General features: G+C 46.3%; 10 protein-coding genes. 7 read left to right on the top strand and 3 right to left on the bottom strand.

Going from position 1 to position 19,438, the window contains the following annotated elements:
• Nucleotides 1-102: 102 nt before the first annotated feature.
• The 7 genes from L6468_RS04855 (at nt 103) to L6468_RS04825 (ending at nt 14,473) form a co-directional block, all read left to right on the top strand.
• The gene (locus L6468_RS04855) at nt 103-3,429 is read left to right on the top strand and encodes a SusC/RagA family TonB-linked outer membrane protein (RefSeq protein WP_237795864.1); all 3,327 of its coding nucleotides are present in this window, start codon (nt 103-105) and stop codon (nt 3,427-3,429) included.
• A gap of 13 nt (nt 3,430-3,442) precedes the next feature.
• Entirely contained in the window at nt 3,443-5,578 is a 2,136-nt protein-coding gene (locus L6468_RS04850) for a RagB/SusD family nutrient uptake outer membrane protein (RefSeq protein WP_237795861.1), read from the top strand.
• Nucleotides 5,579-5,599: 21 nt separating this feature from the next.
• Nucleotides 5,600-7,978: a hypothetical protein gene (locus tag L6468_RS04845; protein ID WP_237795859.1), complete on the top strand. Its 2,379-nt coding sequence runs from the start codon at nt 5,600-5,602 to the stop codon at nt 7,976-7,978.
• A gap of 26 nt (nt 7,979-8,004) precedes the next feature.
• Nucleotides 8,005-8,526 carry a hypothetical protein gene (locus L6468_RS04840; protein WP_143005721.1) on the top strand — a complete coding sequence of 174 codons (522 nt, stop codon included), beginning with the start codon at nt 8,005-8,007 and terminating at the stop codon, nt 8,524-8,526.
• 98 nt (nt 8,527-8,624) lie between these two features.
• A complete protein-coding gene (locus L6468_RS04835) occupies nt 8,625-10,430 on the top strand; it encodes a chitobiase/beta-hexosaminidase C-terminal domain-containing protein (protein ID WP_237795857.1) in 1,806 nt (601 codons plus the stop codon).
• Nucleotides 10,431-10,543: 113 nt separating this feature from the next.
• Nucleotides 10,544-12,322, top strand: coding sequence for a thrombospondin type 3 repeat-containing protein (locus L6468_RS04830; protein ID WP_237795855.1), 1,779 nt, complete (start codon nt 10,544-10,546; stop codon nt 12,320-12,322).
• Nucleotides 12,323-12,400: 78 nt separating this feature from the next.
• Nucleotides 12,401-14,473, top strand: coding sequence for a pectate lyase family protein (locus tag L6468_RS04825; protein WP_237795853.1), 2,073 nt, complete (start codon nt 12,401-12,403; stop codon nt 14,471-14,473).
• A gap of 144 nt (nt 14,474-14,617) precedes the next feature.
• Here L6468_RS04825 and L6468_RS04820 read toward each other — a convergent pair whose 3' ends face one another.
• Genes L6468_RS04820 through L6468_RS04810 form a run of 3 tightly spaced genes read right to left on the bottom strand, consistent with a single transcriptional unit; the run spans nt 14,618 to nt 19,315 of the window.
• Nucleotides 14,618-16,048 carry a glycoside hydrolase family 57 protein gene (locus L6468_RS04820; protein WP_237795851.1) on the bottom strand — a complete coding sequence of 477 codons (1,431 nt, stop codon included), beginning with the start codon at nt 16,046-16,048 and terminating at the stop codon, nt 14,618-14,620.
• A 33-nt stretch (nt 16,049-16,081) separates the two neighbouring features.
• On the bottom strand, nt 16,082-17,353 hold the full coding sequence (locus tag L6468_RS04815) for a glycosyltransferase family 4 protein (protein ID WP_091815488.1): 1,272 nt from the start codon (nt 17,351-17,353) through the stop codon (nt 16,082-16,084).
• A 12-nt stretch (nt 17,354-17,365) separates the two neighbouring features.
• Nucleotides 17,366-19,315, bottom strand: coding sequence for a glycogen debranching enzyme N-terminal domain-containing protein (locus tag L6468_RS04810; protein ID WP_237795849.1), 1,950 nt, complete (start codon nt 19,313-19,315; stop codon nt 17,366-17,368).
• Nucleotides 19,316-19,438: the final 123 nt, after the last annotated feature.

The following is a 19,438-nucleotide window of genomic DNA, read 5'->3' as shown; positions in this document are numbered from 1 at the left end:
TATCTTTGCACCGATTAAGGTATCAGGAAACCCAAATCCAACTAAAACGAACAAAAAAGTACTATTAACATTAACAATTTAACAAACAAACAAAAGCAAAGTATGAAGGACGCAATGAAATTATTGTGCAAACTATGTCTTTTGGCAGCGTTTTACGTGCTAGCTCCCCCCGAGCTTATGGCACAGACAACAGCAAAAGGACAAGTCTTCGACCAAACTGGCGAAACCGTCATCGGTGCTACCGTAGTGGAAAAAGGTAATCCCCAGAACGCCGTGGTGACCGATTTTGACGGAAATTTCACCCTTAACCTTAAAAAGGGTAAGACCGTAATCATTTCATACATCGGAACCAAGCCCGCAGAATTAGCAGCTGGTCTGAACATGAAAGTTGTCCTCGAGGACGACAACAATCTGATGGAAGAAGTGGTAGTCGTTGGATATACCAGTAAGGCTCGTAAAGACCTAACCGGTTCTGTGGGTTCTATCTCAGGTAAGAAACTGGAGGCAGTACCCGTAACTTCGGCAGCAGTAGCCTTGCAAGGAAAGATTTCCGGTGTACAGGTTACCACAGTCGATGGTCAGCCTGGCGCAGATGTTAACATCCGCGTTCGTGGAGGTACCTCTGTGACCCAGTCAAACGAGCCCTTGTATATTGTCGATGGTTTCCAAGTGCCCAACATCAATGATATTCCACCCACAGACATTGCCTCAATCGACGTATTGAAGGATGCCTCTTTGACAGCCATCTATGGTGCCAAAGGTGGTAATGGTGTTGTCATCGTGACCACCAAGTCGGCAAAAGAAGGTAAGGTGCAGGTGTCTTTCAACGGAAACCTGAAAATTAGTCATCTATCCAAGAAGCTCGATTTGATGAATGCTCAACAGTTTGCCAACTATCAATATCAGTGGCACTCCTGTAACGGCACACGCTCTACCAACGGAAAATTCTTCCGTGCCAACTTCGGTAACCCATACGACCTAGACATGTATTCAAGTCTGCCATCACATGACTGGCAGGACGAGGTGATGGGTGAGACCCCTGTCAACTACTCTACCAACGTGACGATTGGTGGTGGTTCTGAGAGTGTAAAATTCAACCTGTCACTGACCCAGAGTGAGGACAAAGGTATTATCATGGGCTCAGGCGTACGTCGTACAAACATCAATTTCAAGACCGACGTGAAAGTTACCAAGAATTTCTCTATTCAGTTCAACCCCAAGTTCACCTTCCGTCGTGACCAGGGTGCTGGTGGTAACAATATTGGTACAGGTGGTATTATCGACGTGCTGAAGTATCGTCCTACAAACGGTTTCCGCGAGTATGGTTACATTGACCCCACATATGCAGACCCTGCAGAAGAGGAGATGTTTACCTACACCAACCCAAAGAGTGATATTGCTATCAACCAGCTCATCAAACACGCCTATACTTATACAAACAGTGTAGCACTGAACTGGAAACCCATCAAGGATCTGAGTCTGCGCTCAGAAGCAACCATTGGTTTGCAATGGACAGACCAGAGCCGTTTCTATGGCGCATATACATCCGAGGGAAAGAAGACCATCCATAACTCACAGCCATTGGCCACTATCGCCAATACCAAGCGACTGAATTATGTATGGACTAATACAGCTTCTTACAGCCTCACCCTACAGGACGTCCACAATCTGTCGTTCTTACTCGGTCAGGAGATTTATGAGACACAGACTCGCACGAACTCAACAACAAACCACTTGTTCCCCGTAGCATTCACGGCTCGTGAGGCTTGGGACAACATGGGCTTCGGTACCCCCTATGATGTTTCGTCATCACTATCAACACCCGACCGCACGGCATCTTTCTTCGGACAGATTAGCTACAATTTCAACCACAAGTATCTGATTTCTGCAACGATGCGTGCCGATAGTTCTACGAAGTTCGCACCTGGCTACCAATGGGGCTACTTCCCCTCAATCTCTGGAGCATGGGTTGTTTCCGAGGAGCCTTTCATGAAAGATATCAGATGGATTAGCCAATTGAAGTTGCGTGCTGCCTATGGTCTGGCAGGTAACAACCGCATTAATTCTGACCTCTATCGTGAACTCTATGCCATAAACTCATCAGGTGGTCCTGGTTTCGGCGAAGTAGCATCACTTGGCGAACAATATTATGGCAACAACAGCGGTGCACAGTTCTACAATCACAAAATTAAGTGGGAAACAACGATTACCCGCAACCTGGCTGCAGATATCTCACTGTTCAATGGTCGTTTGACCATCACACCGGAATTCTATTGGAACACCACGCGCGATTTGCTTTACCGATCAGATTTGGTTCCCATTGGCTACACCAACCAGATGCAGAACATCGGTCAGGTAACCAATAAGGGTATCGAACTCTCTATCAGCGGTGACATTCTGCAAGGAAAGGACTATGTGCTGAGTGCCAACCTCACCTTTGGTCACAACAAGATGAAGATTGACAAGTTGAATGGTACCGACAAGGTGGTATGGGACCAGAATGACCGTTGGAAGTCCAGTTATAACGACTACTGCTTGCGCGTGGGCGATGAGGTTGGTCTGATCTACGGATTCGTGTATGACGGCATCTACCAGTTCGATGAGTTCTATTTTGACCCACAGAACAACTATCAGGCTATTCCTTGGGGCTCTAGCGCAGCCGACAATGGAACAAGCAACAACTGTGCACCTCGCGAGGATGGTTATATTACCGTTATCAACGACGTATCAGGTGATTCAAACTCAGGTATCGCTACCCTACCCGGTAAGATTAAGTTCAAGGATCTGGATGGTGACGGACGTATCACTGAGAACGACCGTACCGTCATTGGCAATACCAATCCTAAATTCCAAGGTGGTTTCGGTCTGAGTGGTCAGTGGAAAGACTTCGACTTTACCGCTAACTTCACCTATATGCTCGATTTCGATGTAAACAATGCAACAGCTTATACCCTATCATCATCAGAGGGCAACAAGAACAGTTTCTATAATGTTCTTTCCAAGTTCAGCGATGGTTGGCAGTATAACGATATCGACGGTAGCATCACAGGCACCAAGGGTGATATCCTTTATAAGGCATATTATCTGACAGACCCTGTAAGCATCTACAAGCGTGGCAATCAGAACCGTGGTCTGTGGAACCCCACTGACGTCACCACCAAACTGACACACTCATACTTTATTGAGGATGGTTCATTCCTGCGCTGTAATGATATTACGATTGGATACACGTTGCCAAAGAACATCACCCAGAAATGGGGCATCTCGAAAGCACGCTTCTATGTCTCTACATCCAACCTGTTTATCATCACCAAGTATTCCGGTTATGATCCTGAGGTGGATATCCAGACTGGTCTGACTTGCGGAATGGATTACAACCGCTATCCACGTAGCCGCAGCTTCGTATTTGGTACAAACATCACCTTCTAATTAAGAAACAGATATGAAAATCAAGAATATCATTATAGCAGGAGTTGCTGCACTGACATTGGGTTCATGCAATGACTTTCTAGATGTGGAGGCACCATCTGCATATACGCCAGACTTTGTCTTCAGTCAGAAGTCAGAGATAGAACGTGCACTTAACGGTGTGTATGCCCAGGCCCTTGTTGGCGATTTGTATGGCAATGCCTATCAGCTCACGTTCAATCTGAATAGTGATGTTGATGTGACAATCACCTCCAGCGGTGCACACTCACACAGCACATACGCACGTTTCGACTGTGATGAACAGGGTGGCGATATTCAGAAATTCTGGACAGCTGCCTATAGTCTGATTGAATACTGCAATAAGTTTATTGCTTCTGCAGAGGGCTCTAAGTTCTATCAGAATACAGACAACGATCCAGAATGGGAACAAGATGCACAGGTTGCACAATGGATTGGCGAGGCCAAGTGTCTCAGAGCCATGATTTATCACGACCTTGTAGTTATGTTTGGCGACGTACCTTTCACCTTTACGCCAGCACGCGACCGTTCTAATTACGTATTCCCCGTCACCGACCGTCAGGAGGTGCAAGACACGCTCATCAAAGATTTGAAAGCTATCGCACCTTACATGTCAAGCACAAAGAGCGTCACCGTGGAGCACTGCTCTAAGGAGTTTGCTCAGGCAATGATTGCCCGTATTGCTCTGACAGCTGGTGGTTACTCCTTGCGCCCGGACAAGAATAATGCAAAGAGCTATGGTACGATGAAGCGTCCGGACAACTATACTGACTATTACAAGATAGCTCGCGATTATGCTGACTCAGTAATTAGCGCTGGTACACATGATTTGAAAGCCGAATATCAGAATGTTTTCGTCAACGAGTGCAATTATCAGGTGGTCAACGATGACGACCCCATCTTTGAGATTCCCTTTACGAAAGAATCTACCGGTAATACTGGTTATATCCATGGTCCGAAATACGACTCATACGAGAACCAGACAACTGGTGTCTGGGGCGAATGTAAAGGAAGCGCCCGTCTGCACGCTTTCTACCGCTTCCTGTTCAGAACTGGCGACAAGCGTCGTGAGTTTGTAAACGGATTGTGGTATTACACCTACCGTATGGACGAGAACAACAATCAGGTTGACTCTATCGTCATCTTTAACGACTATGCAGTGTTTAACAACAAGTGGTCTAAACTTTGGACAGCAGAAGGTTCTGCACTGGGAAACGGTTCTACAGGTTCTACAGGTATCAATTATCCTTATATGCGTTATGCGGATGTACTGTTGATGTATGCAGAAGCTGCTAACGAGCTGGATGGTGGACCTTCAGATACCAAGGCTGTTGAATGTCTGACAAAGGTTCACAGCCGTGCATTTGACGACGGTGATCCTACCTTCATTGCTACTGCTCAGACTTCAAAGGAAGCCTTCCAGAAGGCTGTGCTCGATGAGCGTAAGTGGGAGTTTGCCGGTGAAAACTCTCGTTGGCGCGACCTCGTCAGAACAAATAAGTATTCAGAGGAGTTGGTATATAGCTTCCTGCGTTACTATGCTGCAGGTATGGCACACAACTCAGGCTTTGAAGATGCTATCACAGAGCACGACGAGCAGCCTGCCAATGCAAGCTATATCAACCGAACACCGCTGACAGTGTACTATCATAAGTATTATACAAGCGAGGGTACCGACAATCAGAAGATGCTCTTCCATCGTCTATACAGCAACCAGATGTACGGATACACTGTTGATACAACGACACCATTCGACATCAACCTGAGCTATCCTAACCAGTCGCTGCCCAGCCTGCGTCTGTATAATGCCTACGCACCGCTCAGTCAGCCGACAACAGGTCAGATTACAGCATTTGGATTCTCTGCTGCAGGATGGAGCAACGCCAAGTTCTACAACTGGTATAACGATGCGACAGCACAACCCAACAACCAGTGTAAGTATAGTTACTACGGCTATATCCGTGCGGACGAGAATAATGCTTTATGGATTATACGCGACGGCGTTCAAGAGCAGTTTGACGCTATCCCTGCAGATATGAGCACACTTCCAGCCGTACGCTATATTCTCCCCTATCCTAACCAGGTTATTCAGCGCTCTGCCGGTGCCTATAAAAACTACTATGGTTATTAATAACACCTAGAACAAAAGATTATGAAAAAGATATTGAATCAAATCATGCTCCTTTTCGTTGCCGCTTCCTCCATCACCTTCGTGGGATGTAAGGATGACGATAACAACGGATCTTCGACTAATACCGACAGGGAGTTTATGACCATGTTCATCACCGACAATACCCGTGGAAAAGGAACCTCTTATCCTTACAACTGCGGACTTGACGGAGCCTATCCACATGGCAACACAATCCATCTTTATTGGTACGGTGTTGACGACTGCGCAGGCTACCAGATTCAAATGGGACTGCAGATCAAGGTCAGTGGTGGTGCTGAGGCATGGCAAAAGGTACAAGGTACCAGCGACCTGCTGCTCGATACGATTGTAGGACCAAAGCAACTCGACTTGCTGCTGAAAGATCTGCAATATTCTACCAACTATAGATTTGCTATCCGCGCATTGTCAAAGAAAGACCGCAACATCAAGGGTGACGAGACGACCTTTGCTCACGCATCCAACTGGTTCGGCCATGGCAACGGACGCCAGTGGCAGGAGTATCTGGGCATCACTACTGATGACCGTTACCCCACCCCAATGGCAATCTATGTGAATCAGGCCGAGACTACCGAAAACGACATGCACGTTTACTTCAATACCAACATCAGTCAGTTGGGCTTGAACCTGAACGATGATGACGACAAGGATAAGTTGCAGGCTTACTACGAGAACTTCAACATTGATGAAAATGGTAACCTCGGTTATGAATACCTCACCGTGACACCTTCTCCCAACAATCCCAACTCTACCGTTGGCGAGAAATGGAAGAAATACAAGATTACTGATGAGGACCGCGCCCGCGGATATGTCGTGGTAGATGGTCTGACAGCCAACTCTGTATATGTCATCGATGTAATAGATCCACGCGTTCCTGTAGACATTGATGCTAAGTACAACACCTGTACCGCCCGTTCTGATGGTCAGCCCGGTGAACCTATCCTGCTTTCACATAGTGAACTGATGGCACAGGCTGCCGACATGGCGATTCCAGATCGCGATGCTAAACGTGCTGACGTATATGGACCGAAAGCCGATAAATATAATGCAGCTCCTATATCACCAACTCTCCATGACTTTATCTCGAACACCAACTATGCAGAAGGTCAGACATTCTTGCTGGAAGGTGGTAAGACATACTATTTAGATGGTAACGACATCACATGTAAAGGTTTTGTATTGAGGACCAATCCTGAAGATGTTGCCAAGGGCTTACGTGCCCGTGTCATCTGTGGCATAGGTGAAAGTTCTGATATCTTCACACAGGCCAAGGAAGGTCGTCAGTGGGATGGTTGTCCATACTCTATGTTCACCTTTGGCCGTTCACCTGAAGCTGGTGAAGGTGGTGAGATATACATGAAGAAACTAGCTTTCTATGATATCGACTTCGACAATCCTGAGTGTTTCAACTATGGTGACCAGAAAGCAGGCATAGGAACAGCAACGGGTAACTATTTCTTCAACATGTTTAGCGATGGTATGGCTATCACCCTCGATTCGCTTGTCATGGAGAACTGTACCTTCAAGCGTATTGTTCGTGGTTTTGTGCGTGAGCAAGGTCCTAACTACAAACTTTGGAACCATGTGCTTATCAAGAACAACCTGTTCTTCGACTGCGGATACTACAGCAATGGTGCTGGTGGCTACTGCTGGATTGACGGTGCTGGCAACAATGGCAAGACCAATATGCTGGCAGACTTCAAGGCTATCGAAAACACCTTCTATGACTGTCCTTTCCCTGCCTTCATCAAACAGCAGCTGGCAGAAGAATATAAGTATGTGGACAATCCAAAATGGAATATCACATTCTCTAATAACACCCTGGTGAACTACAACACACGTGGTGACGGTGCCATCTTCAAACTGACACGCATACCTAATGGTTCTGTATTTAATGTAGAGAACAACCTCATCATTCTCTGCAAACAGGCAGGTGACCAGCGCAAACTGGAGCAATATGGTGCTTACGTTCCCGATACGGAGACAGGTGCTGACGGCTCTGCAGGACATATCACGCTGAATTTCCACAACAACTGGTCAACGAATAACGATCTAACCAATGGTTCTATCTTCAGTTCACGTGCCTTCGACAACCAGAAGGATGGCTTCGGTAACTTAGTAACTCTGAATAAAGCAACACTGAACGGATCGCTACAGGTATCTGTTGCCAACATATCTGCAACAGACTTACTCATCAGTCCATGTCCTCCTCATGTTGCAGCTACAGCAGAAGATCAGCACATGCACCGTGCAGACGCACTGGACGGAACAGCAACAACAGCCTACAACGTGAACCTGTTCTTCAAAGACAAGAACAACGACATCTTCACAAACAACGTAGGTGCTGCTCGTTGGAGGAAGTAAATAACAAACACTAAAGAAAAGACATTATGAAGAAATTCAGAATATCGATAATAGCAGTCGCTACCCTACTGGCTGGTTTCGGCATGACAGCATGCTCAGAGGCTAACGAGTATGAAGATAGCAACACAGACAACCCCTCATGGATTGTCGGCTATACAGACACCACAACGATTTCTCATCCTGAGTCGCTGGAAAGTACCAAATGGGTACGTGGCGAAGGATTGAAGAAAAATGCCTATGGTAAGGAGATTCAAGGTTTTGTAGAAAGCCTCGACTTTGTATCGTCCGACTCTGTTGCTGTAAAGATGAGTCAGGGTGTCACTGAAGGCACATGGAATGATGAATCAAACACCGCCAAGTTGCCCTATTACGAATACACCTATAGTTCCAAGACTGGTAATCTTCAGATTCTGCAGCGCAACGTCAGCAACGGAAAGGTGACAAAGAAAGCCATCTTCATTGGTGTCGTGGTGAAAGGTAAGAAAGAAATCATCACCTTGGTTCACTATGGTGACTCACCTGCCCAGACCTACCTCGTAAAAGAGTAATCTCTATACAACGCCCTCTCCTGTATCAATGGTATACAGGGGAGGAAATAAAAAGACAATAACTATTTAACATTATTATTTAACTAACAATTTCTATTATGAAAAAATTTTTTACTTTAGCTTTAGCCCTCATGGGCTTTGCGGGTGTTGCCAACGCCGCTAATGTTGACGACTTGGCTGTACTGAAACACAGTTATGTGCTGGTATGTGAAGATCTTGGTGCACGTCCTGGCAAGGGAGCCCTTTTTGGTGACGGTCATTTCCTAGATGTAACAGGTGGTTCTACAGCAACTAACAAAGGTTCCGTTGATCTTTCTGTTGCAGATGGTGTACTCGTTACAGAGGCAATTGCCAATAAGTATGGTGAGTATGGTAAGCATCTGAATTTTCTTCGACTAAAGAAAACTCAAGATGTGATTGCCATGAAGGTAACTGCAAAATCAAAAGTTATTATTTTCTATCAGGACAACAACAAAGATGACCGATATCCTGTTTTTGCAAAGGATGCAGCTCTGACTGAAAAATATGCAGACGGTGTAAGATCTGAAAGATGTTCTGGCGAAGAGGGCAAACCTGCCGTAAACGTCAGAAGAATGGAATGGACTGCCACTGACGATGGTCTTGTCTACGTTGGCGACAATAATGGCGATATGTTTGTTAGTTACATCATCATTGAGGCTAACGAGGCTCCTGGCACTCCTACGGTAAAGGTTGGTGAGCAGACCTACGAAGGAGGTCTCTGGTTCCGTGAAGTTACCTGTAAGGCTAATGACTACACCATGGAGGGTACTGAAATCGGTATCCCCACCATCGTGACATACACCACAGATGGCACCGCTCCAACTGCAGCAAGCCCAATTTACCAGTCTCCTATCAAGTGCTACAAGGATATGACTGTAAAGTTCCAGGCTTTCTATGACATCGCAGGAACAGGAACTCCCGATGCAGGTTGTATTTGCGATAACGCCGACAACGAAGCAAATGTAAACTTCCTGTTTGACGCTCCTACCATCGAGGCTAATGGTGCACAGGTTACAATCACCTCTCCTTACGAGGGCGCTAAGAACTTCGTGCTGATTAATGGTGACAATGAGGAGGAGACCAGTTCAATCACTTTGGAGGAGTCTGCTACTGTAACAGCTTACTCTAAGATTATCAACGGTGACTATGCTGAGTTCACCACCAAGAGCACCACTAAGGATGTTTACGTGCTGAATCCTATCAAGGAAAAGAAGACCATCGCCGTAACAACAGGTACTGCCGTCATTGACGAGGAAGCTACAGCTACATCTACTACGGGTCCTGTTTACAAGGTTGAAGGTGGTGCCATCAGCGCCGACAAGAAAGATTTCTTTGTAAAGAACCTTACCTTCAGTGTACTGAAAGATGAGAAGGCTCAGTATCAGGTTCCCGAAGGCCAGGAGATCTACATCCAGATGAGCAACACCAACATCACCTTCCAGGTGGCTGAGGGCGACTCTGTTGACGTGAAGGTTGTCTGCACAAAGAACTCTTGCAAGAATCTTGAAGCTGAAGATGCCGCAGCAGACAAACTTGTAAATGGTTGCACACCTGATCGCAGCTGCTACGTAAACGTAAGTGGTACTAATTATTGTCATCTGGATGCAGATGGTGGTGTAGCAGCCGACCTGAAACTGCATTCTGAGGCAAACGTTATCACTTTCGGTCTACACGCAGGTACTTACACCTTCCAGAAATATTCAGGCACTGGCAACATCTTGATTTCTTCTATCGAGATTACTCCTGTCGAGGTTGACAAAACTGGCATTTCTACCGTAAAGAACGAGGTTGCTAAGAGTGCTATCTTCAACCTGGCAGGTCAGAAGGTTACAAGCAACTTCAAGGGTATCATCGTAAAGGATGGTAAGAAAATATTCAAGTAAGAAAGACACCGAACTTGATTAGGTTCAAATCTCAAGAGACACGTGCTTCAGTAAATGGAGCGACGTGTCTCTTTTATCAAAAACAGACGCGACAAGCAACTATCACTATACAAATGAAAAGATATCTATTCTATTACTTATCATTAATCGTTCTTCTCATCCTGTCATCTCTAACAACAAAGGCAGAGGATAACATACCAGCTTTCCCCGGTGCAGAAGGTCATGGACGCTACGTCACCGGTGGACGTAAAGGAACCGTCTATCATGTCACCACACTATCAGACAATGAGAAAGACGGCAGTGGAACATCCGGCTCCCTCCGCTACTGTCTGAAGAAAGGTGGCTCCAATGCCAAGACCATCGTTTTTGATGTAGGTGGTGTTATCCCACTGACCAGCGACCTCAAGATACCAGCTAATACAACCATTGCCGGACAGACAGCACCCTACCCTGGCATCACGCTTCGCTATTATACTGTAACGCCAAATGGCAATGAAATCATTATCCGTTTCATTCGCTTCCGCAGAGGTGAAGAGAAAAACGTAAACGATGGTGCTGACGCCACTTGGACACGACAGAAGACCAACATCATACTAGACCACTGCTCTTTCTCATGGTCAATAGATGAAGTAGCATCGTTCTACGACAACAATAATTTCACCATGCAGTGGTGTACTGTCGGTGAAAGCCTCAACAACGCAGGACACGACAAAGGAGCACATGGCTATGGTGGTATCTGGGGCGGCAAACTTGCCTCATTCCATCATAATCTGATTTGCCATGTCAACAACCGTTCACCGCGCTTTAACGGTGCCCGCTATAACTGGTCGGGCTATACCGGCAACAAACTCTATAGCACCTACCAATGGAGTAACACATTACAGGCAGAGAATGTTGACTTCCGCAACTGCGTGATCTACAACTGTGGTAATGGCTGTTACGGAGGACCTGGCGGTGGCCAGATTAATGTAATCAACAATTACTATAAAACAGGGCCAGCAGCTTCTACTAACTATATTACTAACGTGTCTCTTGCCGGTAGTGGCAACGCAGGCAATGACCAGACTTTCTGGGATATGACCAGCCGTTATTATATTGACGGTAACCAGATGAATAATGAAACTGGCAACGACTGGAGCCGCATCATCTACGATAATGGGATACCAAGCAAAAATGGTGAATACTATACAAAAGATCCTAATCACTATTACGGCTCTGACGTAACCTACGAACAAATCAATGGTACAGACTGCGTCAGAATCAGGATGGAATCTCCTGCGCCTTCAGGTCTTGTAACAACACATACAGCCCAGACGGCCTTTCAGAAGGTATTAGCCTATGGTGGAGCATCCCTCGACCGCGATGTCGTTGATGCCCGTTATATGGAAGAAGCAGAAAACGGCACCGCTACCTATACCGGTTCAGTTACAGGCAAGAAAGGTCGCATTGACCGAGTGGCTGATGTGGAGGGCTATACCGAGAATGATTTCCCCACAGGCTCACGCCCTACTGGTTTCGATACTGATGGCGATGGCATGCCTGATGAGTGGGAAACTGCCCACGGACTAAATCCCAACAGTGCAGCCGATGGTAAGACCTATACCCTGGATTCTGAAAAGAAATGGTACCCCAATCTGGAGGTCTATCTAAATGCCTTGGTAGAAGATATTATGAAGGCTGGCAACACTGATGCCATAGAAGGTGTGGACGAGTACTACCCCTTCCTGAACCATTCTACAGGCATCTGTCACCCGACGACCGATGCACCGGTTAACTATCTCAGATATCATAATCTGAAAGGACAACGCATCGCCCAACCACGACATGGCATCTTCATAATTACCGAAAATAATGCCGATGGTACCAAACAATGCCGAAAGATTATCAGATAATCTATTCATTCTATCGGCTGAATCAGAGAAAAATAGTATCTTTGCAGAGAAAATAAAAAATATCTACTAACAATCATTATGAAATTGAAACAATTCATGCTATCTGGAGCCATGCTCTTATGTGCTACCACAATGACAGCTCAAGAAAAACTACCCGCCTTTCCTGGCGCAGAAGGATTCGGACGCTATGTCACAGGTGGACGTGGTGGTACGGTCTATCACGTCAAAAACCTGAAAGACAGTGGCTATCAGTCGCTACGCTGGTCATTGGCACAAAATCCTGGAAAGCCAAAGATTATCGTCTTCGACATTAGTGGTACCATTCATCTGGAGTCAGAACTGTCGATTCCCAGCAACGTTACCATTGCTGGTCAGACTGCCCCTGGCGACGGTATCTGCATTGCAGACTATCCTTGCAGCATCCATGGCAATAATGTCATTGTACGCTATATGCGCTTCCGTCTGGGCAACAAGAACGTGAAAAAGGATGGTGCTGACGGATGGGATGGCTTTGGCGGATTCGACCAGATGAACTGGATGATAGACCACTGCTCTGTAAGCTGGTCCATCGATGAGTGTCTGTCTGTTCTCGGCAATAAAAACACGACAGTACAATGGTGTCTCGTGGCCCAGAGTCTGGTAGCTGCCGGTCACTCCAAAGGTAATCATGGCTATGGTGGCAACTGGGGAGGCAGTGGTGCTTCGTTCCATCACAACCTGTTGGCTCATCATGGCAGTCGTACCCCACGTCTTGGCCCACGTCCTACCACCCAGTTAGACGAGCGAATGGATATGCGCAATAACGTCATCTATAATTTCGGTGGCAACGGCTGCTATGGAGGTGAGGGTATGAATGTCAACATTGTGAACAACTACTATAAGCCAGGACCAGGTTCGCCCACAGACAATAAAGGGAAACGTATTGCCGGCATCGGTATTCGCACCAACTCATATATAGCCACCTACCCTGACTATGCACCTGCCCTGCATCTATGGGGCCACTACTATGTAACGGGGAATGTCAACTCAATGTATAGTGATGTGACTAGCAGCAACTGGACTGTCGGTGTGATAAACCAAGTGAACGCCAGCGATTGTGATGGCACATGGACACAAGCCACTAAGGACAGTATCAAGCTGTCAGAACCCATCTATTTTATCACCACGACAACGCACTCTGCCGCTGATGCCTACGAGAAAGTATTACAGTATGCTGGAGCCAGTTTGCACCGCGATTCGTTTGATGAGATGATGGTAAGTGATACGCGTCTGGGAAGAGCCTCACATACCGGTTCTGGCAATGCTGCAGGCTTTGTCAACTCACAAGAGGACAACAAGCCCACTGGTGCCAGTAGTACATGGAGCGCTTGGCCTGAGTTGAATAGCGAAACAGCCCCGGCAGATACAGATAGTGATGGAATGCCAGATGATTGGGAGACTGCTCACGGACTGGATCCAAAGAATACATCTGATGGCAAAGCTCTTGACGCCAGTGGTTATACCAACGTGGAGGTATATCTGAACTCCTTGGTTGCTGATATCACCGAGCAACAGAATGCAGGTGGTACACCTATGGGAAGTATCATTGAGATTGGCAAAGAACCCATTTCCGCCAGTTATAGTATCTGTCAGATGACCTCTAATGGTGATGGTACTTTCGTTGACGGATTTAAACTTAGCAGTTTCAGCAGCACCAGTCAGCCTGCCTTTGGAACTTCCGGCACAATCAAACTGAGTAGTTCCAAACAGTATACCATCACCATGCCAGAAGGTATCACCATCAACAAAGTGACGATTCTTGGCTACTGCAACTCTGATGGTCAGACAGGTTACTTAGGCGAATTGGCTGGCACCGAATACGGAGCAAACGATTATGTGTTTCCAGCAAGAGACGCCAATCCCAGCAAGGCCACACATACCATCACGCTGAGCCAGCCCGTCAGCAATAAACTGACGTTCACACCTAAGGGAAATGGACAGGCCTGCTATTACATCACCCTTCATGTTGACCAGACAACAGGCATCCAGGAATTGATGACTCCGGAGCATCAGGATAATAACTGTTATGACCTGCTGGGTCGAAAGGTAAGTGATTCCCAACAAAAGAAGGGAATCTATATTTCAAAAGGAAAGAAATACATACTCAAGTAGTCTTTCCAACTTAGATTCCTATTGTTTTCAACTTAGAAACAGCAGAAATCAACATAGAAAAATTAAAAGTCAACTTAAATATAAAGAACCGCCCTATCGCACGAAGCAATAGGACGGTTCTTTCTTTATTCAATCTCTACTAGATTATTCTTTCTTTGGTTCAGCCTTTTTCTTGGGGGCTGCCTTCTTAGCGGGAGCAGCTTTCTTGTCAGCTGCCTTCTTAGCTGGTGCTACCTTCTTAGCTGGTGTTGCCTTCTTGGGCTTCTCAGCCTCAGCAGGCTGGAGTTTTGCCAATTTGGTTTTCAGGCGCTCAATCTCCATATCCTTCATCTCAATCTCGTCACCCTGATTCTTGATAGTGGTCAGCAGTGAGTTGAGCTGCTCATTATCAATCTCCTCGGGATAGAGAGCGTTCACTCTGTTGATGAAGTCGCCCAGAATATTCATGTAGTTAGTGAAAGCATCAAACGGACCGCTATAGATACCACGGTCAAGTCCTACGTTAGAAGGCTTGGTGGTCATAAAGCGGAAGTTATTTGAAGCCTGCAGGTAATCCCAGTCCTGATTGATACGAGGGTCGTTGGCAATCAACAGACGATCTGCAACAGAATACAGTTTATTAAAGGCCTCACGCTGCATGGCATTACCCAACCAGCATGAGCAGTCGCGCTCCTCGTCAACCCACGACAACGTATCAGGTACATTGATAGCCCCCACACTCTTTGTCTTCATACAAATCTCAGTAGGTGTAGAGAAGGTGATACCCTTCTGCTTAGCACATACAGGCAAAGCATGCAGGAAGTCGAGGATATTAGAACTGAGTGGCTGTGCAATACCCAATGCAGAGAGTTCCATGAAGATATTGATAATCTGCTCTTCCTCCGGCAGACGGGCAATACGATCAATATAAGCATCGGCAAACAGAGGATAGCCCTCCCACTCTGCGTTATTGAAACGCAATGAGATATCGTCTGACAACTCTACATCACGAAGCAATAGTTTCAGACTGGGAGCCATGTTACAGTTGTATACATAGTGAGGACTCTTCCAACCCAGTACGTGCTTAGCACCCTCGGTGAGCATACCCTTGAAGCCAAGGGCAGCAATCTGTGCACCGATGTCATCACTGTAAATAAGAGAAGAGTTACGTGCCACGGTAGGCTTCTTGCCGAAATACTCCTCCATCTTGGCACTCTGTTTCTTCATATCACGAGCAAAAGCCTCAGGATTAGCCAGTGACGAAAGACCATGACTATAAGGTTCAGCCAGGAACTCCACACAACCGGTCTCGTTGAGTTCCTGAAGTTTTTCAATAACCTGAGGAGCATGATACTCCAACTGCTCGATTCCAGTACCAGAAAGTGAGAAGGCCACCTTGAAATACTTGCCGTTCTCCTTAATCATCTGCAGCAAGGTATTCAGTGCAGGCATATACGAACGCTCTGCAATGTCGCTGATACTACGCTCGTTCTCATAGTCATCATAATAATAATGATCAGTACCGATATCAAAGAAACGGTATCTCTTCAGATGGATAATCTGGTGTATCTCGAAATATAAACAAATCGTCTTCATAATTGTTTAATGTTTAATCTTTAATGTTTAATGTTACTCTTCCCATCCTAAGGTTCTTCTGTAGAGGGTGCGTATCCAGCGACCCACCTTCTCCCATGTAATCTGGTCAACCTCTTTCTTTCCTTCTTCCTTGAGGTAGTTGAACAGCGAGTCGTTCACACAGATACTATAGATAGCATCAGCCAAAGCATGTACATCCCAGTAATCCACCTTGATACAGTTGTTTAGGATTTCAGCACAACCAGACTGTTTAGAGATAATAGAAGGCGTACCACACTGCATAGCTTCCAAGGGTGAGATACCAAACGGTTCTGATACTGATGGCATCACATATACATCGGAATCCTTCAGGCATTCATATACCTGTTTGCCACGCATGAAACCAGGGAAATGGAAACGGTCTGCAATACCACGTTCGGCAGCAAGATAAATCATCTGATCCATCATGTCACCAGAACCTGCCATGCAGAAACGCACATTACGTGTACGGTGTAGCACCATATTGGCAGCCTCAACGAAATACTCTGGTCCCTTCTGCATCGTGATACGACCAAGGAAGGTAACCACCTTCTCCTTACCCGTATGGTCAGGTCGGGGAATATCCTGATACTCCTGAGGCAGAGGATATACTGCATTGTGTACCGTGAAGCACTTACGCGGATCCTGATGATACTGATTGATAACCGTCTGACGGGTCAACTCTGACACACACATGATACAGTCAGCATTATCCATACCATTCTTCTCAATTGAGTAAACCGTGGGGTTCACTTTTCCACGGCTACGGTCGAAGTCAGTTGCATGCACATGAATACATAACGGTTTACCACTCACCTGTTTAGCATGAATACCTGCAGGAAAAGTCAGCCAGTCGTGTGCATGAATAATATCAAAGTCCTCCGTACGTGCCACGACACCTGCAATGATAGAATAGTTATTGATTTCCTCGTGCAGATTGCCAGGATAACCACCGGCAAACTCCATACATCCGAGGTCATTCACATGCATATAGTTGAAGTCAGCATAGATATGCTCACGACACTTATAGTAGTATTCAGGAGACATAATATTGCCCACGCGCTGCTTCACATAGTCATAGTTCACATCGCGCCAGGCAATAGGCACTGCGTTCATGGCAACGATACGACAGGCATGCTGACTCTCATCACCAAAGGGACGAGGCAGACAGAGCACAGTCTCTATATCGCCTTGAGCCTTCAAACCTTCAGAGATACCATAGTTGGCGGTAGCCAAGCCACCAAATACATGAGGAGGATACTCCCATCCAAACATTAATACTTTCATCGTCGGTCCTCCTTATTTTTGATATGAATACTTTTCAAGCAACTTCATGGTACGCAGAATCTCGGCGACGTTCATCGCAAACGACATAGCACCACGTCCATGGAATGGCGGGTTACCGTCGAACAGTTCCGAAATAGTCCCAATAGCATGATAATCCATCTCATCCTCATAGCCCACCATCTGGCGCTCAATGAACGACAAGCGACTACGTTTGTAGAGTTTCAGACAAGCCTCCATATAGAAGCCACCCAGCCAAGGCCATGCCGTACCCTGATGGTAAGCATAGTCACGCTGTGTCTGCGGACCAACATACATGGGGTTATAACCGCCACTCTTAGGCGACAGTGAGCGCAAGCCCTTTGGTGTGAGCAATTCACGTGTACAGATATCTACCACGCTCTTCATCTGCTGCTGATTCAGGGGTGAGTAGTCCAAGGCCACCGCAAAGATCTGATTCGGACGAACACTCCAGTCCATCATATTTCCGTCTACATAATCCAGCAGATAGCCATACTCATTGACAAATGTGTCAACAAACGATTTTTTCGTCTTAGCAGCCAATTCCTCTAGCACCCCTGCACCTTTGACATCACCTTTCTCTGCAGCCATCGATGCGCAGAACTTCACAGCATTATACCATAGGGCATTAAACTCTACGATATAGCCAGAACGAGGCACAACGGGCTTACCGTTGGCCTTAGAGTTCATCCATGTGATGGCTTTGTCACGACCGTTGGCATAGAGCAGGCCATTATCGTCCAGTCGAAGGTTAGGATGTTTGTCGTCCTTGATATAAATAATGATGTCCTGCAATAACTTGCCATACTTCTCAAAGGCTTTGTCGCGCCCTGCATAGCGGGCATATTGCTGTATGGCCCATACAGCCCATAAGGGGACGTCAGGCTGGTCCATCTCGTAAATTTTCACCGTCAAAGGCTTGCCTTCCATAAATTCACGCAAGCCACGCTCTGCAGTGTTCATCACCAGTTCGAAATAGTCCTGCTCGTCAATAGCCAATGTCAATCCCGGAAGCGAGATAAATGTGTCACGAGCACGACATTTGAACCATGGATAGCCGGCCAACAGATATCGGGTATCATCAGCCTCACGGTTATGGAACTGATGGGCAGCCGTTACCAGACAGTGATAGAAATTATCACGCGGCACACGCAAATCCAGTTCTTTCTGGAACATACTCTTCAGAGAACTAGATTTCACCTGCGACGTAGAAGCTGCGAAGACAATGGTCTCACCCTTCTTGATAGGCACCTCGAAATAACCAGGTACATAAAGATCCTCATTAGAAGCATAGCCACGCTCCTGCTCCTTCGGATATTCTATGCCACGATACCAGTCGGGCTGGAAGATAAACTCATTTTTCTTATTGAACTGCATGAACAAATCGGGATAGCCCTTGTACATACATGTCTTGATACCGTTGTCAATCAACTGATAATCACGGCTTGCCACTGAGTTCTCATGGGTAAACTGACGTACACTTCTGAATGCCAGGAACGGACGGAAACGCAGGGTGGTAGCAGAATGAGCATCTTCCAGCGTATAGCGGATCAGTATACGGTCCTCGTAAGCCTGGAAAATCGTCTCACGTTTCAGTATCACACCACCCACACGATAAACAGTGGTAGGAATAAGACTGGCATCAAACTCACGAATGTACTTGTGTCCCTTAGGACTGAAGTTGTTGCCTTGATACTTGTGGAGACCCAGGTTGAATTCCGCTCCATGCTGCACCACCGTACAATCAAGCGACGACAAGAGCACATGGTTCTCATCGTCAATCTCAGGCACAGGGACCACCAGCAGTCCGTGGTACTTTCGCGTATTGCAGTCTACAAGGGTAGACGCGCTATACGCACCACCTCGGTTGGTGCGGAGCAATTCACGGCGCAGACTCTCCTCCAGGTTCGTCATCACGGCTTTTTCAAATCGTAAATAACTCATAGTTCCTATCTTAAGGTTTTATTTTATTAGATATAATAGTCGCTTTAGATTTATTTGATTTCCAAAAGTACGAATTTTTCTTTGGACAGCAAAACATTTAGGCAAATATTTTAGTTTTTAGTC

The organism is Prevotella communis, from assembly GCF_022024115.1.
Lineage (GTDB): Bacteria > Bacteroidota > Bacteroidia > Bacteroidales > Bacteroidaceae > Prevotella > Prevotella communis.
The sequence above is the reverse complement of the archived record's forward strand: the minus strand, read 5'-3'. Positions and strand labels throughout refer to the sequence as shown.